A 23,349-nucleotide genomic window follows, 5' to 3' on the forward strand; every position below is an offset into this window, starting at 1 on the left:
AGGTTGGTGTTGGCGACCCGGCCCATTTCGTGGCCCAGAAGGTACCGGACTAGCTCCGAACGATTGCCGGGCCCTGCTCCACCACAAGGCCCGCAGCCGACAGTTTTCCGCGGGCTTCAAACGTCCGCTCGTACCCGGTTGCGCTGATTCGCCAACCGTCATCGGTGCGGCGATAAGTATCGCTGTAGAACGCAGCGCCAATAATCAGCACGTCGTAGTCGGGGATCAGCACCCGATCCTGGAGATACCAACTACCGGTCGCCGTATCGCCGTCGATCTCAATGATCGGGTGGTTCACGCGGTGTTCCGTCGACATCGTCGGTGCCATCGCTTTGCTAAGGAAGGCGATCAACGAATCCCGGTCGGCGTAGTTCAGCGCCTTGCCGCCAACCTCGGAACCGTAGGAGGCCACGACATCCTCCGTCAGGGTATCGGCGAGCGCCACCCAATCCTTGGTATCAACGGCCCGCAGGTAGCGGTATTTCACGGTCTCGATCGCACGGAGGTCGGCGAGAAGTTCAGCACTGGCGGTCATCGGTTTTCCTCTTCGGTTTGGGTCTGAGTAACGATCACAGGTCGGGGATCGGCGCGACGAAGCTAGCGGCCACGAGCCCGCCATCAACCTCGAGGGTCTTGCCAGTCATATACGACGACGCGTCGGCAGCAAGGAACACTGCGGCCGACGCAATGTCATCGGGAGTGCCGAGGCGTCGCATCGGAGTACGCGACTCAATCTCGCTGCGGATCTCGTCATTGGACGCCACGTACTCGAGCGCTGGCGTCGCAGTGGTGCCGGGGGCGATGGCGTTGACACGGATACGCGGCGACAGGTCTTGCGCGGCCATTCGCGTGTAGTGCGCCAATGCCGCCTTCACTGTGCCGTAAGCGATGAATCCGCGTCCGGGGTGAGCGGTGATAGAGGAGGTGATGTTGATGATGGAACCGCCATTTGGATTCTCCAGCATCTTCGGTACCGCAGCGAGGTTCAGCGCGTGAGCGGTGCCAACGTTGAATGCGAAAGCGTCCGACAGTTCCTGAACGCTCGTCTCCAAGAATGGTTTCGGCATGGCACCGCCGACATTGTTAACCACGACGTCGATCGCGCCGAACTCGGTGATTGCCGTATCGACCAGCACGGCGGGGTCATCCTTGAACAAGTTCAGGGACACCACCGCGGCACGTCGGCCAAGAACTTCGATTTGGCTGGCAACGTGACCCAACTGGTCCGCACTTCGCGCAGCAATCACCACGTCGGCACCTGCTGTCGCCATGGCGAGCGCAATCCCGGCACCAATGCCGCGTCCCGCGCCGGTGACGATGGCAACCTTGCCGTCGAGGGTGAACTTGTCGGTCATCTGTCATGCCTTTCGGAGTCGACTCCAGGAGTCGGAAGGGGCCACCGTCGAGTGCAGCCATAGCCGCTCACAACGTAGCTAGGGCCAACGTGTTGTCACAACACCGCTTCCCATTGAGTAGACATCTGCGACCACTGGCGAAGCGCTGACCGCAATTTCCGTCCGCTTCTGTAGGCTCGCCGCGCGCATTCTGCACCGAACTGTCGGATCAGTACGCGCAACGCGACCTGCAAATTCCCCCTGACGCCGGATAAACCGTCACTAACTGCGCTACGGTGGCAAAGTAAAAGAGGGGACTTGTTCTGAACGCAATCTGGGATTTCATATCGAGCCGCAAGTCGCAACTGGCGGTTGATTCCTACTTGCATGTCAGTGCGGTGATTCAGTGCATACTGCTGGCGACCGTTATCGGTGTGGGAGTCGGAATTGCCGTTTATCGCAGCCCGGCAGGTTCGGCGATCGCAACGGCATTGTCTAGCACAATTTTGACCGTTCCATCGTTCGCTCTCCTCGGACTCCTAATTCCAATCGTCGGATTGGGTGTTCCGCCCACAGTCATTGCCTTGACGCTGTATTCGCTACTGCCTATTGTGCGCAACACAATCGTGGGTTTGGGTGCCGTCGACCCAGCCATTACCGATGCCGCTAAAGGTATCGGGATGAATCGTATTCGCGTGCTCACTCGAGTTGAGCTGGTGTTGGCCTGGCCATCAATCCTGACCGGCATGCGCGTCGCGACTCAGATGGCGATGGGCATTCTCGCAATTGCCGCTTACGCCAAAGGGCCCGGCCTGGGCAACCTCATCTTCTCCGGCCTGTCGCGCGTCGGTAGCCCAACGGCTATTCCGCAAGCACTGACCGGCACCGTGTTGATCGTCATCCTCGCACTTCTTCTCGATGCACTGTATGTGCTGATCGGTCGAGTGACGACGTCGAAAGGGATCCGTTGACCGAGAACCGTGACAACCAAAGCAACACAGCCAATAGCGGTGCCGTCTCAGGTGCGGAAATCGTCTTGGAGCACGTCTCCAAGGTGTACCCGGGCCAAAAGAAGCCAGCTGTCGAAGATATTTCGCTGACCATTCCGGCAGGCGAGCTCGTCGTTTTGGTCGGGCCGTCTGGCAGTGGCAAGACCACGACGATGCGCATGATCAACCGCCTCATTGAGCCCAGCAGTGGCCGCATCACCATCGGCGGTCGCGACGCCTTGTCTATCGATGCCAACAAGCTTCGCCAGAGCATCGGATACGCCATTCAGCAGGGTGGCTTGTTCCCCCACATGACGGTGGCACAAAACATTGCCGTCGTTCCGAAGCTGCTGAAATGGGATCGCAAGAAAATTGCGGACCGGGTCGACGAGTTGCTCGATCTGGTTGGTTTAGATGCGGGCCAATTTTCCGAACGCTATCCGCGACAGCTGTCCGGCGGCCAGCAGCAGCGAGTCGGGGTGGCGCGCGCCCTCGCCGCCGACCCACCGGTCCTGCTGATGGACGAGCCCTTTGGTGCCGTTGATCCGATTACCCGTGGCCTCCTGCAGGATGAGTTGACTCAATTGCAGGCGGAACTCCATAAGACGATCGTTTTTGTGACCCACGACTTCTCCGAAGCGGTGAAGCTTGGCGATAAGATCGCCGTCCTCGGCGAACGCTCAAAGGTGCTCCAGTACGATTCGCCGGAAGCAATCCTCGCCAACCCGGCGAACGAGACCGTCGAAGGATTTGTCGGATCAGGTGCGTCGCTGCAGCAACTGAACTTGGTTCGCGTCCGAGATGTCGATATCGAAGACCGGCCAACGGCCCACGAAAATGATTCAGTTCCCGAGTTCGCTGCGCGCATCGACGACTGGGGCATCATCCTCGACTCCCGCGATCGCCCCCTCCGGTGGACGGACCGCAAGCACCTGTTGGGCGCGACGTCGTTGAAGAACGTGGGGTTGCCGGTCGGCGAAGTGGTCTCTACCAGCTCAACCCTGCAGGACGCACTCGAAGCCATCCTGGCCGAACGGAATGCCTCCGCCGTGGTGACCGGTGCCCGTGGACGCTACGTCGGCGTCGTCACCATCGAAACCCTCATCGAATCCATTAGGTCGCTCCGCGAGCAACACCACGGCAATCCGGCGATCGTCGACGCTCACGCCGACGGCGATTCAGCTGAATCAGCTGTGCCCGATACGGCTGAAAGTCCACGCTCATGACGGCCTCAGCTATCTCGCAGGAGATAAAAGCTGATTCCACGTCCAACCTGCAGTTGTGGATTCAGCCGACGATTGCCCTGATCCTCGCTGCAGGCGTTCTGGTGTGGGCGTTCAGCCACGACCTCACGGCCACCCAAAAAGCGACGATCAATTCGTCGTATATCACCGAACTCGTCCTCCAACATCTGGCTTTGACGGCGGCCATCGCAACCATTGTGCTGTTGGTGTCTGTGCCCTTGGCGATTCTCGTGACGCGGCGCCAGTTCCGTTGGGCAGCACCATTTCTGATCGGGGTCGCCAACATTGGCCAGGCAGCACCGGCCATCGGCCTGTTGGTCCTGTTCTTCCTGTGGACGGCGACGACTGGCTTCTGGATCGGCGTACTCCCCATCGCTTTCTACTCATTGCTTCCCGTGCTGCGGAATAGCATGTTGGGACTGCAGGAGGTGGACGCCGCAACCATCGACGCTGCCCGAGGCCAGGGGATGTCCGAGCCACGGATCCTCGGCCAGGTGGAGTTACCCCTCGCGGTCCCGTTCATCCTCGCTGGCCTACGGACATCACTGGTTTTGGCGGTCGGTACCGCGACCCTGTGCTTCCTCGTCGACGCCGGTGGCTTGGGAATCTTGATCGACACCGGCTACAAATTGCGTGACAACGTAACCCTCGTGGTTGGGGCCGTCTTGGCGGTCGCGCTGGCATTGCTGGTGGACTGGCTGGGCGCGCTTGCCGAGCGCTACCTAGGACCAAAGGGGCTTCGATGAGGCGAACTAGCATCGCCCTGGCATCCATCATGGCGCTGGTTCTCAGCTTGACCGCGTGCGGTCTGCAGTCTGGTGGGGCCTTGCCCCTGCCGGTGAAGCCCGGATCGATTACCGTCCAACCCGACCTGAACGGTCAGTCAATTTCGGTCGGGTCCAAAGATTTCACCGAGCAGGTGGTCCTCGGCTACATTCTCGGGTTTTCGCTAGCGGCCGCTGGCGCAAAGGTCCGCGACATGACAAACATTCAGGGTTCCAACAGCGCCCGCGACGCAATGGCCAGCGGCCAGGTCGATGTTTTGATCGAGTACACCGGTACCGGTTGGATCAACTACCTCGGTAACGAGCAGCCATTACCGGATGCCACTGACCAGTACAATGCTGTCCGCGACGAGGACTTGAAGCGCAACGACATCGTGTGGGTGGACCCTGCCCCGATGGACAACACCTATGCGCTGGCGGTCAACAAAGCCAATGCCGCCAAGACTGGGGTCAAGACGCTCTCTGATTACGCGGCATTGCTCGAGCGCGACCCAGTCGCCGCCACGACCTGCATCGAAACGGAATTCCGCAGCAGGCAAGACGGCTACCCGGGGATGGCGGCCAAGTACGGGTTCAACCCCGCCGATGCGAAGATTCAAATTCTTCAGACCGGCATCATTTATCAGGCTGTCGCCAATGGAAACTGTGCATTCGGCGAAGTGTTCACCACCGACGGTCGGATCAAGGCACTCGACCTCGATGTACTGACAGACGACAAATCGTTCTTCCCGCATTACAACGCGGCCGTCACCATGCGCGCGGACGTCAATAAAGAGTTTCCCTCCATCGCCAAGGTCATGGCACCGGTGATGGCGAAGCTGACCTCGGAAGAGATTTCGGAACTGAATCGGCAGGTCGATGTTGACGGCCGCGAACCCGCCGATGTTGCTCGCGACTGGCTGGTTAAGCAGGGCTTCGTCACGGTCTAATGGTGGCCATCCGGACTCTCCGAACGGTCGTAAGCTGACCAAGCGCATCCTCGGTTGGATTCAAGGCGAAGAGGCAGGACTTGATCGACAGACTCAGATTGGTACCCCCACCATCGGGTGAAACGGAACATCTCCACGATCTGCGGATGCAGGTCCGCGAATTCCTGACCGAGCAACGCAATTCCGGAGCCTTCACGCCCTCCGTCGACAGTTGGATGACCGGGTGGGATCGTGATTTCAGTGTTGCCCTTGCCGATCGCGGGTGGATTGGGATGACGATCCCGAGGCAGTACGGTGGCCGCGGGCGCTCGTTTGTGGAGCGCTTCATCGTCACCGAGGAGCTTCTTGCCGCCGGCGCACCCGTCGCTGCGCATTGGATAGCCGACCGCCAGATGGCCCCTTCGATTCTCAAGTACGGGACCCCGTCGCAGAAGCAGCGGTTTCTGCCCGGGATTGCCGATGCCAGCGAGTACTGGGCGATTGGCATGAGTGAGCCGGACTCGGGCTCGGATCTCGCGAGCGTCCGAACTGCTGCAACCAGAACCGACGACGGTTGGCTCGTGAATGGTGCCAAGGTGTGGACGTCCGGAGCGCACCACGCCAACTGGTTGATGACCCTGGCTCGGACCAGTTCGGTCGATCCGACCAACAGACACGGTGGTCTTAGCCAGTTCATCGTTGATCTCAGTGCGCCCGGGGTGCAGGTGCGCCCCATTGTCTCGATGAATGGAGCCCACCATTTCAATGAGGTGATCCTCGACAACGTGCGGGTGCCCGACGATCGCGTGTTCGGCGAGATCGGAGCCGGTTGGCACCAAGTGACCTCCGAACTCAGCTTTGAACGCAGCGGCCCGGAGCGAATCCTGTCGACTTTTCCCATCCTGCAGGGCCTCACACGTCAGGCCGCGGCTTCGTCCGCGGAACTCGGACGATTGGTGGCGCGGGTTGCCGGACTGCATCAGATGTCGCAGTCCGTCGGCGAAGCGTTGAGCAGGGGAGAGTCCGCAAGTGTTCCCGCCGCCGTAGTAAAGGTGCTGGGGACCGGGACTGAAGGCGATATTGCTGATCTTGCCGATCAGTTGTCAACCGATGCCGACGGACTGCCGGAGTTGGTCAACGCAGGCGTCGATCAACGTCCGGGTTTCACCATTCGCGGAGGCAGCAGTGAAGTCCTGCGCGGCGTGATTGCTCGAGAGATGGGTTTGCGTTGATGCCGACAATTGAGCCGGCGAACGGCGTTGAACCCGAACTCAGCGCCATGATGGACGCGGTTTTCGCCGACTACCGCCGGAGCTATTCATCGAGCAGTGGTTTCGATGCCGACCTGTGGGCGGCGCTGGACCGGTTGGGTCTCGTCCGACTCACCGGCCCCGAAACTAGCGGAGGTTCGGGCGCCTCCTGGTTCGAGGCCGCCGAACTGCTGACTGCCGCCGTTCGTCACGGTGTCCGGGTACCGCTCGCCGAGCACGACCTGCTCGCATGCGCTGTCCTCGACGACGCTGGACTCGACGCGGACGACGGACTGGTCCGCACACTGGGGTTTCTCGACGGGAACGGCGAAGCGTCAGGGGTTCCCTGGACGACTGCCGCAGACCGCATTGTCCTTATCTCTCAATCGGACACATCCTGCTTCGTTTCCGACCTGGACCCAAGCACCGTGGAAGTCGTCAACGGGGCCAACATCATCGGCGAGCCGCGGGCAACAATCCGTGTGGCGGACGAAATCCTTTCGCGCACAACGGTTTCGGCATCGGCGGTGGAGAAGGCTCGGCTGAAGTATGCGATGATTCGCGCAATCCAGGTCTGCGCCGCTCTTGAATGCGCTGTCGAATCTGCTATCGAGCACACGACGACCCGCATCCAGTTTGGAAAACCCCTGGCCAGAATGCAGGTTGTGCAGTCGCTCATCGCCGATGCGGCCGCTGAAACGGCGCTCGCGAGAACTGCCACCGAGTCGGCACTCCAGGTTGCCGTTGCCAGCAGCTGGTTCGATGAACGGTTGCCCTTCCTTGTCGCTGTTGCGCGATCGTGTGTGGGGCACGCGGCATCGATCGTTGTGCGCAACTCCCATCAGGTCCACGGGGCCATCGGCACTACCCGCGAACACCGCCTGCACGAGTACACGCGGGCGGCTCTCGCCTGGCGGGGCGAGGGCGGGTCGGTACGGTACTGGGATCAGCAGGTTGGCCGCTATGCGAGTCAGGCGGGTCCGGCGATGCTGTGGCCGCTGATCGCCGGTTAGATGTGGCGACTGATTACCCGCCGAAGGCCACGGGATAGGTGACGGTGCCCGTCGGGACTCTTGCTTCGTCGGTCAGTGTCATCGCCATAAAGGCATCGTCTGGTACGTCAAAAGGTGCTGCAATGCCGAATCTGGAGGCTGGCGTGAAGCCAAACCGCGGGTAATAGGCTGCGTGGCCCCAGCACGACCACCGTCTGCTCGGCTCCGCGGTCCCGCGCTGCTTGCAGCAGCGCCGAAATCACCGCGGTGCCGACGCCAGTTCCCTGAAGTTCGGGTACCACTGCGCACGGTGCCAGCGCCAACACCGGCGTGGCGTCGACGAGGCTCCGGGTCAGTAGGGCATGCCCAATAACCACGCCGTCCCTCTCCGCGACATACGACAGCCCGTTTATCCAGGCCGCAACATCTGCTCGCAGCGCATCCACCAGGTCGGCCTCATCGGCGGTCGGGAAGGCGGCGATATTGACGGCACGAATCGAGGCGATATCCGCAGGCCTTTCCGGGCGAACGACGGTCGTGTGACCTGGATTCGACAACCGAACTCCTAGTTTCAGCGTGGGCGTTGGACTCTCGCTAGTGTGGGCAGTAGCAGGTCCTCGGCTAGGGGAGTGCACAGTAAGGAGTACACCACCATGACCTCTTCTGCATCTGCCGATTCCGAAGCTGAACGCTCCCGGATCTTTGCCGCTCGTCGCGACGAACTCCAATCCAAGTATTTGGTTTCCGCGGCAGATCGGCCAGCCTCATCGGCGCGCGGTCTGCACCACATGGCACTCATCAGCAGCGACGTCGAGACGACGATCAAGTTCTATCAGGGAATTCTCGAATTCCCGTTGACGGAAGTGATTGAGAACCGCGACTATGCGGGATCGACACACTTCTTTTTCAATATCGGCAACGGCAATCTCTTAGCCTTCTTTGATTTCCCCGGCCTAGATCTGGGTCCGTATCGCGAGGTCCTCGGAGGACTGCACCACGTGGCGATCAGCGTGGAGCCGGCCACCTGGGCGCGTCTGCGCGACAAGCTCGTCGCGGCTGGGGTCGAGACCGTGGTCCACAGCGAGGTATCCCTGTATTTCACCGACCCCGATGGCGCCCGTGTGGAACTGCTCGCCGATCCGCTCGGCGAAATGTACGGCAGCGTCGTAATTTAACCTCAATGGACCAGTTCACTTACCGATCGACTAGCCCGTCCCGCGTCGTTTTCGGATCCGGCACCCTCGACCAACTTTCTGACGAGGTGGCTCGGCTCGAAGGATCACGGGTGCTGTTGATCTCGAGTGAGCGGTATCGGGATGTCGCCGAGTCAGCACTGGGTGACCTGCTGGCCGCAAGCTTTACCGGCGCCCAGATGCATACACCGATCGAGGTAACTGCCGAAGCCCTGACGGTCGCGACTGAGCACCGGATAGACACCGTGGTTGCCGTTGGCGGTGGGAGTGCGATGGGGCTGTCGAAGGCTCTCGCATCCCGTGCGAACTACCCTCAGATATTTGTGCCGACCACGTATTCCGGATCCGAGGCGACGGCAATCCTCGGTGAAACTGATGCCGGGGTGAAGACAACGCGCTCGGGTCCGGAAATCATGGCTGACACCGTCGTCTACGACGTAGATCTGACGTTGACAATGCCGATGGAACTGACCGTGGTCAGTTCAGTGAATGCGCTGGCCCACGCGGTGGAGGCGATGTATGCCGTCGACCACAATCCGGCGATGAACGCGATCGCCTCCGAAGGAGTGCTGCGGATCAGCCGCGGTTTGCGCGGGGTCAAGCCAACTCCTACCGATCCCGCACCTCGTGCGGACCTCCTCAGTGGGGCGTGGTTGGCGGGCATGAGTCTGGCGAACACCGGAATGGGTCTGCACCACAAGCTCTGTCACGTGCTCGGCGGCAGTTTTGGGTTGCCTCACGCACCGACGCACACCGTCGTTTTGCCGCAGGTGATGGCGTACAACGCATCCGGCGCACCGGCTGCGATGGCCGCTGTGGCCAACGCGCTCGGTGTTGACGACGCTCCGTCGGGGCTCTTCGATCTCATCGTCGACCTCAACGGCCCAACCTCGTTGGCCGAGTTCGGGTTCACGCGCGATGACATTCCGCGAGCGGTCGAGGTCTCGATGCGCCAGCACTACCCCAATCCTGTGGAAATCACTGAAGAAGGCCTGGTCAAAGTACTGACGGCCGCCGTTGCCGGGACACCGCCATCCACCTAATCCCGGCCGGTAATCGGGGCAATGTCAAACCTGTGGATATCGTGCTGGTCAGGTACTTCCTCGGACATTACGGTCGTCGCATGACAAACAACGGGGGAGAGCAAAAACAATGGGCGCCATCGCAAATGGTGCGCATCCGATCCGAACTGGCCGAAGGCTACCGCCGCATCAAACACCACATCGCCGGTGAGAATTACGCTGGCGGCGAGACGGTGAACACGATGATCGATGGTGCCCTTCATGCCCTTTCGACGGCACCGCCAACGTGGCTTCGAGCAGGCACGGTCGCCTCGTTGCGCGATGAACTGGTGGTGCCCGCGCCCGCCACCGACCTCACCGTCGTCGGGGCTTCGGGCTTTCTGGTCTTCCAGCGGCCGGTCACGCTGTCGACTCTGGGCGATGCCGGGCCCGCTGGGATTGCCCCGATCAACGCACTCCTGTGGTGGCCCGCTGACTTCGACGGCCACGACCTTCACCTCGATGAGGCGGAACCGGTCATGATCGTCGTGCACGCCCTCTCGACGTACCTCACTGCTGAAACCAGTTGGTCGCCAGCCGTGTGGTCTGATTCCACGCTCACCGATCTCGGTATGTTCCCGCTACCGCTTCTCCGCGACATGGTGCCACCGTCCGAAACAAAGGACGACCTCGCGCCCGCGATCGAATTGTTGCTCGGGTTGGGTGCGGCAGCGCGGGAGCAACGGGTGCTTTTCGAGTCGGTGGCCGTCTCGGGTGGAGGTGAAACTGGCCAGCCTCGACCACGGGCGGTCTCGGTGTTGGTCGATGCCTAACGAACTGTGTCATTGACAATTGTCACAGTCGGTGGTGGCATTGAAGAATGTTCGCAATTGATCGACTGATCCTGGCTGCAAATCGCAACCGCCGCACCGTCAATGCCCGCGCAGTTGTGACGGGAGCGGGAAGTGGGATCGGTCGATCATTCGCCCTTGAATTGGCTCGCCGCGGTGGCGACGTCGTCTGTGTAGACATCAACACCGCACGGGCCGATGCCACGGCCAGCACCATCATTGCCGCTGGCGGACATGCCCTGTCGCACACCTGCGACGTTGCGGACCGATCCCAAATGGACCAACTCGCCAAAGTTGCCGAACACTACTTCGGCGGTCCGCCGTCGCTCGTGATCAACAATGCGGGCGTCGGCATCGGTGGTCGACAAGTCGGCGACATCGGCTTTAAGGATTGGGACTGGGCCCTGGGCATCAACCTCTGGGGCGTGGTGCACGGCTGCGAAATCTTCGCTCCGCTGGTTCGCCAATCCGCTCGTGGCGGCATCATCAATGTCGCTTCAGCCGCAGGCTTTGCCGCATCACCGGCGATGGGCCCCTACAACGTGTCCAAGGCTGGTGTCATGGCACTCTCGGAAACCCTCGCCGCGGAAGCGAGCGGCACCAAACTAGCCGTCACGGTCCTGTGCCCGACCTTCGTAAAAACAAATGTGTCCGTCGATGGTCGGATTACTGCGGCCGGACGCGGTCTTGCGGACAAGCTGATGGCCTGGACCGGTGTTTCACCGGACAGTATCGCGGCAGAAACCCTCGATGCACACGATCTTGGCCGCCTCTATGTGGTGCCGCAGCTCGACGCGACCGTCATTTGGCATCTCAAGCGCTACTTCCCAACCCAGTACGCCCGCGGGGCCGGCCTGATCGGTCGACTCCTTCCCACCGAAAGCTCCACACCCTAATCGGAGGCTCGTCATGGCTATGGATCTAGACCGGATGCTCGACATGATCAAGGATCGTCAGTGGGCTTTGGCCGACGTTGACTGGGACGCGCCCGGCGCTGAACTTATCGAACCGGAATTGCACGCCAAACTGAAACCCTTCATTTCAGACCTTATGTGGATCGAGAACGTCGGTGCGCGCGGGTTCGCCGCGATGGCAAAGAAAGCACCGAATCCCACGCTGAAAAGAATCTATGAGCACTTCCACGCGGAAGAGCAAAAGCATGCGAACGCCGAACTCGCCCTGATGCGACGATGGGGAATGCTTGAGAACGACGAGATCCCGTCGCCGAATGTGAACGTCCAATTGGCGATCAATTGGCTCGACGCCTACGCCGACGACCTGTCACTGTCGATTCTGGGCACGGTGATTCCGATGCTGGAGGTGGCGCTCGATGGCGCGCTGATCAAGTTCATCACCGACGAGGTTGCCGACCCGGTTGCGCAGGATGTTTTTCGACTGATCAACGCCGATGAATCTCGTCATCTCGCAGTTGATTACGAGGTAATGGATTTGCTTGGCCACGCAAATGTGCGCAAGTTGGCGACGGAGTTCGTCGGCGGTCTGGTGCGCCCGAGCCTGCTCGTCGGCATGCTCGCGTATATGCCGTTGCTCAACAAGATGCGCGACAACATCGTGGCGATGGGCGTCGACGAAGGAAAGCTGTACGGCGCCATGAAGAAGTACCGGGCGGTCGGGGAGCGCAGCAGCTATGTACGCCGCCTGCCAATGTTCCAGGTAGTCGCGCTGCACGGTCGGTTGGCCATCAACCGCGACTATTGGCCCTACCATGCTGTCGCCGACGGTCTCGTCAAGGCGACAGGGATGATCCCGTTCCCACTGATTCACCGAACGCCTACATGGTCGAGCGAGTTGACCTACGAACCGGCAGCGTAGGGGAGCGACAGATGAGTGTGGCAGTAGCCATTATCGGAGCGGGTTTCGCTGGCATCGGTGCCGCCATCAAACTTGCGCAGCGGGGTGTCGACGACGTCGTCATCTATGAACGTGGGGATCGCGTTGGCGGCACCTGGCGCGACAATACTTATCCGGGCGCGGCCTGCGACATCCCGTCGCGCCTGTACTCGTACAGCTTTGCGCAGAATCCGGACTGGTCGCGGACCTATTCGGGGAGTTCGGAAATCCTGGCGTACATCGAGGCGATGGTCGAAGAGTTTGCGATCGCCGACCAGATCCGGTTTGACCATACGGTGATTGGCGTCGAGTACTGCGCCGATAGCGGCGAGTGGACGATCCGATTCGACGGGCAGGAGGCGGTGCAGGCTCGTTCAGTCATTGTTGCCTCGGGCCCGCTCGCCAATCCTTCTCTTCCCGATATCCGGGGACTGAGCGAGTTCCAGGGTCATCGGATTCACAGTGCCCGGTGGGATCACGAGTACGACTTCACCGGCAAAAAGGTGGCGGTGATTGGGACCGGCGCCAGCGCGGTACAGATTGTGCCGGAACTGGTGAAGCAATCGGCGTCGGTGAAGGTCTTTCAACGGACACCGGGCTGGGTGCTGCCGCGAATGGACACCAACACCGGATCACTAACCAAGGCCATCTATCGCTCGATTCCGGGGTCTCAGAAACTCGCGCGAACCGCATGGTTCTGGGGCCACGAGTCGGTCGCCCTGGGAGTGGTTTGGGATACCCCGGCCACCAGGATTGTCGAAGCCGTCAGTCGTGCGCATCTTCGACGTCAGGTCAGCGACCCGTGGTTGCGTCGGCAGCTCACCCCAGATTTCGCTGCGGGCTGCAAGCGCCTGCTGATGAGCAGTGACTACTACCCGGCGTTGCAAAAGCCGAACTGCAAACTCATCACCTGGCCAATCGCACGGATCGCCCCAAAGGGAGTCCGGACAGCCGAAGGTGTTGAGCACCAAGTGGACTGCATCGTCTTCGCAACCGGTTTTGAAGTCGGCAAGCAAGGGACGCCGTTTCCTGTCACCGGTCTCGACGGCCGCGACCTGGCGACCGAATGGAGTGGCGGCGCCTACGCCTTCCGCAGCGTTGCCGTCTCCGGGTACCCCAATCTGTTCTTCACTTTCGGCCCGAACTCCGGGCCCGGGCACAGTTCGGCGCTGGTGTACATGGAGGCGCAGATCGACTATATGGCCCAGGCCATTGCGAAGCGCGAACGCGAAGGCTGGAAGGCTCTCGACGTCCGTACCGACGTCCAAGAACGCTACAACCGAGATATCCAGCGTCGCCTGAAATCCACGACCTGGAACTCCGGTTGCCAAAGTTGGTATCTGACCGACGACGGGTTCAACGCCACCATGTTTCCCGGCTTCGCCACCCAGTTCGTGAACCAACTTAAGCGCGTCGATCTGAAGGACTTCCGAATCTTGGTGCACGAGGATTCGCAGGTGCCAGAAGCCGTTTCTTGACCGTCTCGCCAGGTTGAATTTAAGTCATTGCAAGCGACGCTACCTGCCCCATTTTGACATCTGTCCTCAGCGAATGACAGGGAAATTGGCATGCGCCACCAAAACGCCAGGCAACAATGACTGCCAATTGGCACAAATAGAGCGATTGACAATCACAAAACGCGCCATTCATACATTATTCGCGTTGGAAATTTATCATCGCAGATCCATTAGCACGGGAGTAAGATTTAAATCCCGAGCCGATAGGAAGGATCATGAAAAAACGCACTATTCGGGCTATTACCCGAACTGCCGCGATCTCCGTCGCAGTAGGCGCCGCCGCGCTATTCGGCGTCGCCGGTCAAGCTTCAGCCGATGTCCAGCCCGGAACCTATACGTCAACAACGTTGACGGGCAATGTGGTATTGCTGCAGCGTACAGCACATGTCAGCGGCCACGACCTGGTCCTGATCGGCCACTACCCAATTCACCCAACAGCCAGGGGCGGCTTCGTCGACCTCTTTCCCGGCCACCGCGTGATTCTCAATAGCGACGGCCACGGAGGATACAAAGGACCGGCATACCTCGGAGGTACCGTAATCGGAAGCGTGACGTTGACGCCACACCGTTAAGCGGTCGAATTCGCCATCTTTATCAGTGCCTCAATTTGCCCGGTCTCAATGTCCACACCCGGGAAATTAATTAGTCGACCGATGGGGAACGACCCGAGGAGTGCGCTCATCGCCTCGTCGGTCAGCAGGCCGCCGCCCGCGCCCGCGAGAGCTTCGAGACTGGCCTGGACCACCGGGCCCGCGACGGGATGTGCCAGCACTTCGCCGAACGACGATTCCATCGTCAGCGGCAGGTGCAACTCATCACCGGTCACCGCGATTGTCGTGGTGGAGCGAATGTCGCGACTGGAGGCTCCCACCTCCAGTCGGTACTCGCCGCCCTCGACGACGAAAGCGTCCGCGCGAACGTCCCAGTAGGCGAGGTCTTTGCGACGAACAGTGATGGTCGCTTCTCGTGACTGGCCAGCAGCGACCGCCACGGACGCGAATGCCTTCAACTCACGTGGTGCACGCTCAACCACGGAATTGTCCAAGGCGGTGTAAACCTGGACCACTTCGCGGCCGTCACGATCACCGGTGTTGGTGAGTGGCACCGTCACGATGAGGTCGCCGTTGGCGTCCGTGTTGACCGATGCCTGACCATAGCTAAATTCCGTGTACGACAGCCCGTGCCCAAACGGGTACGCGACGTCGAAGCCGCGGTTGTCGTACCAGCGGTAGCCGACGTGAATCCCTTCGCCATACCGCACATGGCCAACGGCACCGGGGAAGTTTCCGTACGAGGCCGTGTCCTCAAGTCGGAGCGGGATGGTCTCGGTGAGTCGGCCGGACGGGTTCACCGCACCAGTCAACACATCGACCGTCGCGCTGCCGCCAGCCTGGCCGAGTAGCCAAGTCTCGGCAATCGCTGGAATGTGATCACGGAAAGGCAGTGCGACGACGGAACCGTTCGACAGCACCACCACGACGTTCGGGTTGGCTTTCCGTACAGCGTCGATCAATTCCAACTGCCCAACGGGGAGATTGATGTGGGTACGGTCGAAGCCTTCCGACTCATCGGCATCCGGCAGTCCGACGCACAACACAACAACATCCTGCTGAGCGGCCAATTCGACGGCTTCCGACCGCAGCGTCTCACCGTCACTGCCGTCGAAAGCAAAACCGGGAGCAAACCGGGCGCGATCGCCGCACACGGCCACCAAGGCATCGAGTACCGAGTCAACCCGCGTCGGGTTGATGTGCGACGATCCGCCGCCCTGGAAACGCGGGCTTCGAGCAAACTCGCCGATCACCGCTACCGACGCGTCGGGGGCGAGGGGGAGTAGCCCGTCGTTCTTCAGCAACACAATGCTCCGTCCAGCAACTTCTCGTGCCAATGCGTGATGAGCATCGACGTCGAGAGGTCCGGCAACGGCAGGCCGCTGTGCGGCCTTGGCAACCAGTTGCACTATCCGTGTCACGGCGAGATCGAGTGCTTCGGAAGACAGCGAGCCGTCGGCAACCGCGGCTACGACTGCCGCGTCGGCGGCCCCACCGCTGTACGGCATTTCCAGGTCGAGTCCGGCGGCCAGTGCAGCGACACGGTCGCTGACCGCGCCCCAGTCCGAGACGACCAAGCCCTCGAAACCCCACGCCGTACGTAGCGTGTCGGTCAGCAGCCACGGATCTTGGGAGGCGTACACGCCATTGATGCGGTTGTAGGAACACATCACGGTCCACGGTTGGGTCTCAGTGACGATGTGCTCGAATGCGCGCAAATAGATCTCGTGCAATGGGCGAGGGTCGATGTCGGCCGACACCCGCATGCGGTCAGTTTCCTGGTTGTTCGCCGCGAAATGCTTCAACGAGGTACCCACACCGACGGACTCGATGCCGCGAACGAGAGCGGCACCAATGTGCCCGGCCACGATGGGATCTTCGGAGACGTATTCAAAGTTGCGGCCGCACAACGGCGATCGCTTGATATTGATGCCGGGTCCCAATACAACGGCAACGTCTTCGATGGCCGCCTCGGTACCGATGGCCTGCCCCATCCGCTCAGCGAGCTCGGCATCAAACGTAGAGCCCAGCGCAACTGCGGGAGGGAAGCAGGTGGCCGGAACACTGTCGTTGATCCCGAGGTGATCTGCCGCCCCCGCCTGCTTCCGCAGTCCGTGCGGCCCGTCCGTCAACATCACCGATGAAATACCAAGGCGCTCAATAGCCTTCGTGGTCCAAAAGTCGGCGCCGCTGGTGAGCGATGCCTTCTCTTCGACGGTCAGCGCATCGAGAAGTTCTTGAACTGTCTTCGGCATGGCGGACTCCTTCACGGACTCTTGTGCGAGCGAATTGATCAGGGCAGAAGCGGACGGACGGAGGCATAGGCGTCGGCTTGGTCGCGGATGGGAATGTCGTAGACCCGCGAGATCGACGCCGTTGGCTGTTCTCGAGGCCAGCCTGGATCGCCCTCGCTGATGAACGCTGCCGCGGCCTCGTGCACGGCGTCGGCCAGGGACTGCGGCGGGTTGGGGCCCGCAAGCGGACCCAGCGATGGTCCGTCGAGAACGTCGAAGAAGAAGGGCACGTCGAGGCAGTGCCCGGCGAAACCGAAGTGTCCGGACGGCCATGAGAACCGGAAGGTCCACGTCGGCGCCTCACCGCGGGCGTCGACGATCTGCGGAACCGACACGCGGAACATGCGGTCGGACAGGATCCGACCGACAAGCCTGCCCTTACCGTTGGCGACGACATCACGGTTCGCGTCGAGATATCGCTGACGCGCCTGGGTCGGTACCGCAAGGAGTTTCAGGATCGTGCTGGTCGGAACCAGTCGCAGAATGTTCGAGACCATCGGACTCGATGCGACCATGGTGAACTCGTCGTCCGTGGTTCCGAGAACAAGTGGCTTGTCGGCCCCGATGCCAAGCCGGAATGATTCGGTTGCTGGCCGGTGCAGGAGTTCGCCATCAATGACCGGGCCGACGGGTGGACCTTCCTCGAGCGTCGCCCGCAGCATGCCGAAGCTCATGGAAGTGGCCTTTTTCTGCAGCTCGAGCACGTGCTGTTCGGTCACGCTGCGCCAGCCAGCGAGGGTCGGTGCGACCTTCGCGCGCTCGGCCATCGACCGGCCGAATTCCTCGGCTCGGCTGATTTGCCCTTCGGCCACAAACCCCGACATCGCGTAGACACCATGGAAAAGGTGTTGCGCGGCTTCCATCCCGAGCAGTGTCATGACGGCGCCGCCTCCAGCGGATTGGCCGGCGATCGTGACGCGCGATGGGTCACCGCCAAATGCCGCGACGTTTCGTTGAACCCATTCCAGCGCCAGCAGCCAGTCGCGGACACCACGGTTCGCCGGCGCACCATCGATCCATCCGAAGCCGTCGAAGCCGAGGCGGTAGGAGATGGTGACGGTGACGATGCCATCGCGGTTGAAGTTTCGGCCGTCGTACCAGGGGCTTGCCGGCGATCCGGCGAAGAAGCCGCCGCCGTGAATCCACACCATCACCGGCAATGTCTCTGCTGGGTTGAGATCAGGCGTGAAGACGTTGACGTTCAGCGTCGAATCGCCCGGAATCGATGGTTCCGGGATTAGCACGACGCCGTCGGTGGCCCGCTGTGCGGTCGCGCCGTATCTGGACGCGTCGAGGACGCCGTCCCACGGAGCTTTCGGTTCCGGTGCCGCAAAGCGAAGTTCACCGATCGGCGGCTCGGCAAACGGAATCCCGAGGAACGCCGCCGATTGCTTTGCGCCTCGCCCTCCGGTCGTCGGGCGCCACCGCCCGCGGACGATGCCCGAATCGATTTTTACTTCTGGGTGTTGCGTCGATACTTCCGGTGACTCCACACTTCGACCCTATCGACGTCCAACGTCGGGTTGGTGCCAACACTCGATTGCTTCGAACTTTCTTCTCGTGGAGGAATTTTCGACCGCTGGCCCATCCGGATTCGCGAGCGCTACGAACCACCGTGCGACGACGCACGCGGCATCGTCCGACAGAATTGAGCCGCGCGTGAGAGTGTCAAGTAGGCCCGCCGTTGCTATGTCGCCCGTAGAGAGGTCCGACCACCGATGAATTCCTCGTCAGCTGAGTGCATCCGTTTCCGATCGGGGGAGCTCGCATGAGCACGTCCAAGACCGCACGCTGGACCCGTCAGTTGCTTCCGGCTTTGGTCATCATCGGTTGGCTGTTGATCGGTGGCGTTGGCGGACCGCTGATCGGTCAGCTGGCAAGCGTGCAGTCGAACTCGGAAACGTCGTATCTGCCGTCGAGTGCCGAATCGACCCGGGCGGCAGAGTTGCAGAAGCAGTTCGCCGACTCGGAAACGGTGCCCGCAGTGGTCGTAGCTGCTCGCGACGACGACCAGCCCGCGGGCCCCGCAGCGGCGGAGTATCTGCAGTCGCTTCAGGCGTGGTCGTCGACGACCTTTCGCGGCGGCGAACCCGGGCCTCCACCGATTCCGTCTGCCGACGGTCGGGCACTTCAACTCATTGTGCCTGTGCCGACCACCGACATCAGTGAGGAAATATCGACCCTGCGGGAGCACATCAGTGACACCGCACCGGCCGACCTACAGGTGAAGGTTGGTGGACCCGCGGGTCAGGCAGCCGACCTCGGCGAAGCATTCGCCGGGATCGACGGTCTGCTGCTCATCGTCGCCGCGTCAATCGTGTTCATCATTCTCGTCATCGTGTACCGCAGCCCGCTCCTGCCGATCTTTGTGCTTCTCTCTGCGGTGTTTGCGCTGGCCGGGGCCGGGGCCATCGTCTACCTCCTCGCCAAGGCCAATGTTCTGACGCTCAACGGCCAAAGTCAGGGGATCCTCTTTATTTTGGTAATGGGTGCCGCGACCGACTACGCATTGCTGTTTGTTTCCCGCTATCGAGAAGAGCTCCACCTGGATGGGCAGCGGGTTCCAGCGGTAATTCGCGCCTGGCGGGCCACGGTTGCGCCGATCACCGCCTCGGCGGGCACCGTCGTTCTCGGCGTTCTATGCCTGATGTTCTCCGAACTGAATTCCAACCGGAGTCTCGGACCGATCGCGGCAATCGGCATCGTGTCGGCACTTGTTGCCTCGCTGACATTTCTGCCTGCCGTCCTCGCACTGACCGGGCGCACCGCGTTTTGGCCAATGCGTCCGGTCATCACCGGACGCAGCGTGGAAGATGCCGAGGACGATGCCAAGGGCATCTGGTGGACGATCGCCAACAAGGTCGACAAGCATCACACAAAGGTGTGGGTCATCACGGCCCTCGGTTTGGCGGTGTTCGCGGGATTTGCCCCGCAATTCAAGGCGTCGGGGATCCCGCAATCGCAGGTCTTCCTCACCCATGTCGATTCGGCCGACGCGCAGGAAATGCTCAGCGAGCACTTCCCTGGCGGTTCGGGATCACCGGTCCAGATCTTCGCCAAGGTCGACGCCGCACCGGCGGTCGTCGACCAAGTCCAGCAGGTCCCCGGTGTGGCCAACGTGTCTCAGGGGTGGCCCGGATCCGGACCAGCCAAGATCATCGACGGTCGGGTTGCCATCCAGGCAACGCTGGAGACCGCGGCCGACTCCGATGCCTCGGAGGACACTGTCCGACAGATCCGCACGACCGTCCATGCAATCCCGGGTGCCGATGCGGTTGTTGGCGGAACCACGGCCACGCAGATCGACACCCAGGACACCGCGGCCCGCGACCGCAACATCGTGATCCCGCTGGTTTTGCTTGTGGTGTTGATTGTCTTGATTTTGTTGCTGCGAGCTATCGTCGCGCCGGTCCTGCTCTTGCTGACCGTGGTCCTGTCGTTCGCCGCCACACTCGGCATCGGAGCATTGGTCTTCAACCACGTCTTCCACTTCCCGGGGGCGGACCCAACAGTCCCGCTTTTCGCGTTCGTCTTCCTAGTGGCGCTTGGCGTGGATTACAACATCTTCCTCATGACGCGAGTCCGCGAGGAAGCCAAACGGCACGGCACCAGGGAAGGGGTTCGTCGCGGCCTCGCGGTCACGGGAAGTGTCATCACTTCCGCGGGCATTGTTCTGGCTGCTACCTTCTCCGCGCTTGCTGTGATACCGCTGATCTTCCTGGCACAGGTTGCGTTCCTGGTGGCGGTCGGCGTCCTGATCGACACCATCCTGGTCCGTTCAGCCCTCGTGCCCGCCCTGACGCTTCAGATTGGACGGCGGGTCTGGTGGCCGTCAGCGTTGGGAGCCCCCGAACGGGAGGCACCGCCGGAAGCGATCACGAATCGGGAATAGTGACCCGAATGGTGACGGTGGTGCCCCGTGGCACTTGAGAACCTGCTGACGGATCCTGGCTCAGGACGATGCCGCCGGGATCCCCCCGATCGACGGCGGGGACACGGATCACGTTGAGATGCAGGCCAATCGACTCTGCTCCCGGTTCGAACACGTCACCGGTGGCGAAGGTCACCGTGTCACCATCGTTGGCCATCTCCTCGGTATCCCACATCGGTACTGTCACTAGCGGTCCGGCGGCGCATCGGGGGCCGGCGGCTTGAGAACGGGCTTGGTGAATGCACCGCTATCAAAGTTGGTGAAGGTGCACTTGGCGGCATCGCGCGCACAGGCCGAAGCTTGCGTCTGCATGGAATTGACGGCGTCGACAACTCGTTGCTGTTCACTGGCGACAAGCTGCCGGTCGGGGGCGGTGCCATCGGCGTTCTGGAAGTCTTCGAGGTGCTTGAGGTAACGGTCCAATCGTTACGTGGGATCCGGTTAGGAAGGTCCTCAGGCCGGTTCGATCGGCAGTCGTAGGACGCCGAGCGCGCCGTCGGGGACTACGGGGCATTTCGGCGCGAGGGCTGCAGCCGCTGATACGTGTTTCCCAACGGCGGCCGAAGGTCGGTCTCACCCTTGTTTGGCCAGAACGACATCGCCCGCTCTGCTTGCGCGGTGATCGTCAGCGCGGGATTGGCACCGAGGTTGGCGGAGATCGCCGATCCATCGACGACGTGGAGTCCGAGGTGACCGTACAACCGCACCACCGCAGCCCCGGTTTCACCCGCACCGGTGACAACCTGGAAAACACCTTCGGGCCAAGATCCCGACCGCCAAAGAGTGATCGCTGCGAGTTCAGGTCGAGGCCGTTGCCATTCCCTACCGGCCCAGCGCGAGTACCGAACCGAAATCAGTTGTGGTGGTACCGATATCGGCACGGTCGTCGAATCCGTACCACACTCCATTCCCCGCGTATCGCCGATCACTTAAAGTTCGCTGAGGCTCGACGCCTATGATGGAAGTCCATGAGCACGTCTTCGGGCGAATCCCGAATTGCCAATCGCATCCGCAACGCTACCTTTGCGCAGCGCGTCACCTCCGCTGCAGACGCGGTGCGATTTATCAATCCCGGCGACACGGTCGCCATCAGTGGCTTCGCCAGCGGCGGCACCCCCAAGGACACCATTCCGGCGCTCGCAGATCGCATCCGGGACGCCCGTGCTGGCGGATCCGACTTCACCATCAACCTCCTGACCGGCGCGTCGGTGTCTGCCTCGACGGAACGCATGCTGTCCGAGGTCGAAGGCATTGGGTTGCGGATGCCGTATCAGTCGGAGCCCACCGCACGTCAGCGGATCAACCGCGGCCAGATGGAATACGTCGACATCCACCTCTCGCACGTCGCGCAGCAGGTGTGGCAGGGGTACTACGGCCACGTCAACGTTGCGATTGTCGAAGTCGCGGGCATCACCGAGTCGGGCGAACTGATCCCCTCGGCATCCATCGGTAATAACAAGACGTGGCTCGACGTCGCCGATAAAATCATCCTCGAGGTGAACTCGTGGGTGCCCGCCGAACTGGAGGGTATTCACGACGTCTACTACGGCACTGCGCTCCCACCGAATCGCAAGCCCATCCAAATCACCCGTGTCGATGACCGCATCGGCCAGACCACCTACCGGGTGGACCCAGCCAAGGTCGTAGCGGTCGTCGAAACCCACGCCCGTGACGCGGCAAGCGAACTAACAATGCCAGACGCCGTTAGCGAAGCCATTGCCGGGCACGTCCTCGACTTCTTCGCCTACGAAGTGCGCGCCGGACGACTGCCGGCCGACACGCTCCTACCGCTGCAGGCTGGCATCGGCAACGTCGCCAACGCTGTACTCGGCGGCCTCGACCGAGGCGGCTACAAGAACCTGACTTGCTACTCGGAGGTTCTTCAAGACAGCATGCTCGCCCTCATCAAGGACGGCACCGTCGCACATGCGTCGTCAACTTCGCTCGCGCTCAGCGAAGCCGGGTTGGAGGAATTCGTCGCGAACATCGATACGTACCGCAACCACATCACGTTGCGGCCGCAGGAGATCAGCAATCATCCCGAGGTGGTCCGTCGTCTCGGCGTGATCGCGATGAACGGGATGCTCGAGGCAGATATCTACGGCAACGTGAACTCGACTCACGTCATGGGAACCAAGATCATGAATGGCATCGGCGGCTCCGGTGACTTCGCCCGCAACGGCTACGTCTCGATGTTCTTGAGTCCGTCCACCGCACGCGGTGGTTCGATCTCGGCGATCGTCCCCATGTCACCGCACGTCGACCATTCAGAGCACGACACGCAGGTGATCGTCACAGAGCAGGGACTCGCCGACCTTCGCGGCCTGTCGCCTCGACGCCGCGCCCGCGCGATCATCGACAATTGCGCGCACCCGGACTACAAGCCACTGCTCGACGACTACTTTGCCCGCGCGGAGGCACTACCTGATGCCGGGCAGACTCCGCACCTGCTGGGTGAGGCCTTTAGCCTCCACCAGCGCTACCAGGAGACCGGCTCAATGCGCTGACCCGCCGCCTTCTCGCCACGGTGAAAGATGCCGGAGCCGGGCTGGCACCACAATAATGGGCAAAGCTCGCTAAACGTCGCACCGGATCGCGACGATGAACTAGATTTCTGCCATGAATCCACGAAGTGGCGCCCGCGTTCTGTCCATTCTC

The 23,349-nt window shown here is 61.5% G+C and carries 22 protein-coding genes and 1 pseudogene; 15 read left to right on the forward strand and 8 right to left on the reverse strand.

All coding sequences use genetic code 11. The features are described from left to right. Positions 1–49: 49 nt before the first annotated feature. Together WBA38_RS08515 and WBA38_RS08520 are read right to left on the reverse strand one after the other, a co-directional pair. The gene (locus tag WBA38_RS08515) at positions 50–535 is read right to left on the reverse strand and encodes a nuclear transport factor 2 family protein (protein WP_424322472.1); all 486 of its coding nucleotides are present in this window, start codon (positions 533–535) and stop codon (positions 50–52) included. A 34-nt stretch (positions 536–569) separates the two neighbouring features. Continuing rightward, positions 570–1,355 carry an SDR family oxidoreductase gene (locus tag WBA38_RS08520; RefSeq protein WP_424322473.1) on the reverse strand — a complete coding sequence of 262 codons (786 nt, stop codon included), beginning with the start codon at positions 1,353–1,355 and terminating at the stop codon, positions 570–572. A gap of 302 nt (positions 1,356–1,657) precedes the next feature. On the opposite strand from WBA38_RS08520, the gene WBA38_RS08525 reads away from it, so the two are divergent. From WBA38_RS08525 to WBA38_RS08550, 6 genes are all read left to right on the forward strand, one after another. Beyond that, positions 1,658–2,305 (forward strand): ABC transporter permease, encoded by a 648-nt coding sequence (locus WBA38_RS08525; protein ID WP_424293325.1) that lies wholly within the window; start codon positions 1,658–1,660, stop codon positions 2,303–2,305. Beyond that, complete coding sequence (locus WBA38_RS08530) at positions 2,302–3,549, forward strand: ATP-binding cassette domain-containing protein (RefSeq protein ID WP_424322474.1); 1,248 nt, start codon at positions 2,302–2,304, stop codon at positions 3,547–3,549. The genes WBA38_RS08525 and WBA38_RS08530 overlap by 4 nt, the downstream gene beginning before the upstream one ends. Next, a complete protein-coding gene (locus tag WBA38_RS08535; protein ID WP_424322475.1) occupies positions 3,546–4,313 on the forward strand; it encodes an ABC transporter permease in 768 nt (255 codons plus the stop codon). The genes WBA38_RS08530 and WBA38_RS08535 overlap by 4 nt, the downstream gene beginning before the upstream one ends. After that, positions 4,310–5,281 carry a glycine betaine ABC transporter substrate-binding protein gene (locus WBA38_RS08540; RefSeq protein WP_424322476.1) on the forward strand — a complete coding sequence of 324 codons (972 nt, stop codon included), beginning with the start codon at positions 4,310–4,312 and terminating at the stop codon, positions 5,279–5,281. The genes WBA38_RS08535 and WBA38_RS08540 overlap by 4 nt, the downstream gene beginning before the upstream one ends. A gap of 80 nt (positions 5,282–5,361) precedes the next feature. Next, the gene (locus tag WBA38_RS08545; protein WP_424322477.1) at positions 5,362–6,492 is read left to right on the forward strand and encodes an acyl-CoA dehydrogenase family protein; all 1,131 of its coding nucleotides are present in this window, start codon (positions 5,362–5,364) and stop codon (positions 6,490–6,492) included. Then, positions 6,492–7,523 (forward strand): acyl-CoA dehydrogenase family protein, encoded by a 1,032-nt coding sequence (locus WBA38_RS08550; protein ID WP_424294720.1) that lies wholly within the window; start codon positions 6,492–6,494, stop codon positions 7,521–7,523. The genes WBA38_RS08545 and WBA38_RS08550 overlap by 1 nt, the downstream gene beginning before the upstream one ends. A 107-nt stretch (positions 7,524–7,630) precedes the next feature. On the opposite strand, the gene WBA38_RS08555 is transcribed toward WBA38_RS08550, so the two are convergent. Then, positions 7,631–8,059: a GNAT family N-acetyltransferase gene (locus WBA38_RS08555; RefSeq protein WP_424322478.1), complete on the reverse strand. Its 429-nt coding sequence runs from the start codon at positions 8,057–8,059 to the stop codon at positions 7,631–7,633. Positions 8,060–8,155: 96 nt separating this feature from the next. Between WBA38_RS08555 and WBA38_RS08560 the strand changes: the two genes are divergently transcribed. The 7 genes from WBA38_RS08560 (at position 8,156) to WBA38_RS08590 (ending at position 14,487) form a co-directional block, all read left to right on the forward strand. After that, on the forward strand, positions 8,156–8,677 hold the full coding sequence (locus WBA38_RS08560; RefSeq protein ID WP_424294716.1) for a VOC family protein: 522 nt from the start codon (positions 8,156–8,158) through the stop codon (positions 8,675–8,677). A gap of 5 nt (positions 8,678–8,682) precedes the next feature. Continuing rightward, positions 8,683–9,738 (forward strand): maleylacetate reductase, encoded by a 1,056-nt coding sequence (locus tag WBA38_RS08565; RefSeq protein ID WP_424322479.1) that lies wholly within the window; start codon positions 8,683–8,685, stop codon positions 9,736–9,738. An 80-nt stretch (positions 9,739–9,818) separates the two neighbouring features. Then, on the forward strand, positions 9,819–10,529 hold the full coding sequence (locus WBA38_RS08570; RefSeq protein WP_424294712.1) for a hypothetical protein: 711 nt from the start codon (positions 9,819–9,821) through the stop codon (positions 10,527–10,529). Between the two features lie 47 nt (positions 10,530–10,576). Further along, positions 10,577–11,443, forward strand: a complete 867-nt coding sequence (locus tag WBA38_RS08575) for an SDR family NAD(P)-dependent oxidoreductase (protein WP_424294710.1) — start codon at positions 10,577–10,579, stop codon at positions 11,441–11,443. A gap of 13 nt (positions 11,444–11,456) precedes the next feature. Further along, positions 11,457–12,380, forward strand: coding sequence for a ferritin-like domain-containing protein (locus WBA38_RS08580; RefSeq protein WP_424294708.1), 924 nt, complete (start codon positions 11,457–11,459; stop codon positions 12,378–12,380). 11 nt (positions 12,381–12,391) lie between these two features. After that, positions 12,392–13,876 (forward strand): flavin-containing monooxygenase, encoded by a 1,485-nt coding sequence (locus WBA38_RS08585; protein WP_424322480.1) that lies wholly within the window; start codon positions 12,392–12,394, stop codon positions 13,874–13,876. 254 nt (positions 13,877–14,130) lie between these two features. After that, entirely contained in the window at positions 14,131–14,487 is a 357-nt protein-coding gene (locus tag WBA38_RS08590; protein ID WP_424322481.1) for a hypothetical protein, read from the forward strand. On the opposite strand, the gene WBA38_RS08595 is transcribed toward WBA38_RS08590, so the two are convergent. Both WBA38_RS08595 and WBA38_RS08600 read right to left on the reverse strand, forming a co-directional pair. Then, positions 14,484–16,721: a glycoside hydrolase family 3 C-terminal domain-containing protein gene (locus WBA38_RS08595; RefSeq protein ID WP_424322482.1), complete on the reverse strand. Its 2,238-nt coding sequence runs from the start codon at positions 16,719–16,721 to the stop codon at positions 14,484–14,486. The genes WBA38_RS08590 and WBA38_RS08595 overlap by 4 nt on opposite strands. A gap of 38 nt (positions 16,722–16,759) precedes the next feature. Further along, a complete protein-coding gene (locus tag WBA38_RS08600) occupies positions 16,760–18,253 on the reverse strand; it encodes a carboxylesterase/lipase family protein (RefSeq protein ID WP_424295941.1) in 1,494 nt (497 codons plus the stop codon). A 275-nt stretch (positions 18,254–18,528) separates the two neighbouring features. Here WBA38_RS08600 and WBA38_RS08605 point away from each other — a divergent pair, with 275 nt between their 5' ends. Continuing rightward, entirely contained in the window at positions 18,529–20,652 is a 2,124-nt protein-coding gene (locus tag WBA38_RS08605; RefSeq protein WP_424295942.1) for an MMPL family transporter, read from the forward strand. Here the strand turns inward: WBA38_RS08605 and WBA38_RS08610 are convergent. The 3 genes and pseudogenes from WBA38_RS08610 to WBA38_RS08620 form a co-directional block, all read right to left on the reverse strand. Continuing rightward, positions 20,636–20,878, reverse strand: coding sequence for a PASTA domain-containing protein (locus WBA38_RS08610; protein WP_424295943.1), 243 nt, complete (start codon positions 20,876–20,878; stop codon positions 20,636–20,638). The genes WBA38_RS08605 and WBA38_RS08610 overlap by 17 nt on opposite strands. Then, on the reverse strand, positions 20,878–21,114 hold the full coding sequence (locus tag WBA38_RS08615) for a hypothetical protein (RefSeq protein WP_424295944.1): 237 nt from the start codon (positions 21,112–21,114) through the stop codon (positions 20,878–20,880). The genes WBA38_RS08610 and WBA38_RS08615 overlap by 1 nt, the downstream gene beginning before the upstream one ends. Positions 21,115–21,144: 30 nt before the next feature. Beyond that, a pseudogene (locus WBA38_RS08620) lies at positions 21,145–21,395 on the reverse strand (cholesterol oxidase); the annotation flags it as partial. 264 nt (positions 21,396–21,659) lie between these two features. Here WBA38_RS08620 and WBA38_RS08625 point away from each other — a divergent pair. Further along, positions 21,660–23,198, forward strand: coding sequence for an acetyl-CoA hydrolase/transferase family protein (locus WBA38_RS08625; RefSeq protein WP_424295945.1), 1,539 nt, complete (start codon positions 21,660–21,662; stop codon positions 23,196–23,198). Positions 23,199–23,349 lie beyond the last annotated feature (151 nt).

This window comes from Gordonia sp. (in: high G+C Gram-positive bacteria), from assembly GCF_049647785.1.
Taxonomy (GTDB): Bacteria; Actinomycetota; Actinomycetes; order Mycobacteriales; family Mycobacteriaceae; genus Gordonia.

What these genes read in the sequence shown, in the direction of transcription:
- WBA38_RS08625 (WP_424295945.1), top strand. Translation starts at nt 21,660, where the DNA reads ATGAGCACGTCTTCGGGCGAATCCCGAATTGCCAATCGCATCCGCAAC.
- WBA38_RS08550 (WP_424294720.1), top strand. Translation starts at nt 6,492, where the DNA reads ATGCCGACAATTGAGCCGGCGAACGGCGTTGAACCCGAACTCAGCGCC.
- WBA38_RS08585 (WP_424322480.1), top strand. Translation starts at nt 12,392, where the DNA reads ATGAGTGTGGCAGTAGCCATTATCGGAGCGGGTTTCGCTGGCATCGGT.
- WBA38_RS08515 (WP_424322472.1), bottom strand. Translation starts at nt 535, where the DNA reads ATGACCGCCAGTGCTGAACTTCTCGCCGACCTCCGTGCGATCGAGACC.
- WBA38_RS08535 (WP_424322475.1), top strand. Translation starts at nt 3,546, where the DNA reads ATGACGGCCTCAGCTATCTCGCAGGAGATAAAAGCTGATTCCACGTCC.
- WBA38_RS08605 (WP_424295942.1), top strand. Translation starts at nt 18,529, where the DNA reads ATGAGCACGTCCAAGACCGCACGCTGGACCCGTCAGTTGCTTCCGGCT.
- WBA38_RS08520 (WP_424322473.1), bottom strand. Translation starts at nt 1,355, where the DNA reads ATGACCGACAAGTTCACCCTCGACGGCAAGGTTGCCATCGTCACCGGC.
- WBA38_RS08570 (WP_424294712.1), top strand. Translation starts at nt 9,819, where the DNA reads ATGACAAACAACGGGGGAGAGCAAAAACAATGGGCGCCATCGCAAATG.
- WBA38_RS08540 (WP_424322476.1), top strand. Translation starts at nt 4,310, where the DNA reads ATGAGGCGAACTAGCATCGCCCTGGCATCCATCATGGCGCTGGTTCTC.
- WBA38_RS08565 (WP_424322479.1), top strand. Translation starts at nt 8,683, where the DNA reads ATGGACCAGTTCACTTACCGATCGACTAGCCCGTCCCGCGTCGTTTTC.
- WBA38_RS08560 (WP_424294716.1), top strand. Translation starts at nt 8,156, where the DNA reads ATGACCTCTTCTGCATCTGCCGATTCCGAAGCTGAACGCTCCCGGATC.
- WBA38_RS08590 (WP_424322481.1), top strand. Translation starts at nt 14,131, where the DNA reads ATGAAAAAACGCACTATTCGGGCTATTACCCGAACTGCCGCGATCTCC.
- WBA38_RS08580 (WP_424294708.1), top strand. Translation starts at nt 11,457, where the DNA reads ATGGCTATGGATCTAGACCGGATGCTCGACATGATCAAGGATCGTCAG.
- WBA38_RS08595 (WP_424322482.1), bottom strand. Translation starts at nt 16,721, where the DNA reads ATGCCGAAGACAGTTCAAGAACTTCTCGATGCGCTGACCGTCGAAGAG.
- WBA38_RS08575 (WP_424294710.1), top strand. Translation starts at nt 10,577, where the DNA reads ATGTTCGCAATTGATCGACTGATCCTGGCTGCAAATCGCAACCGCCGC.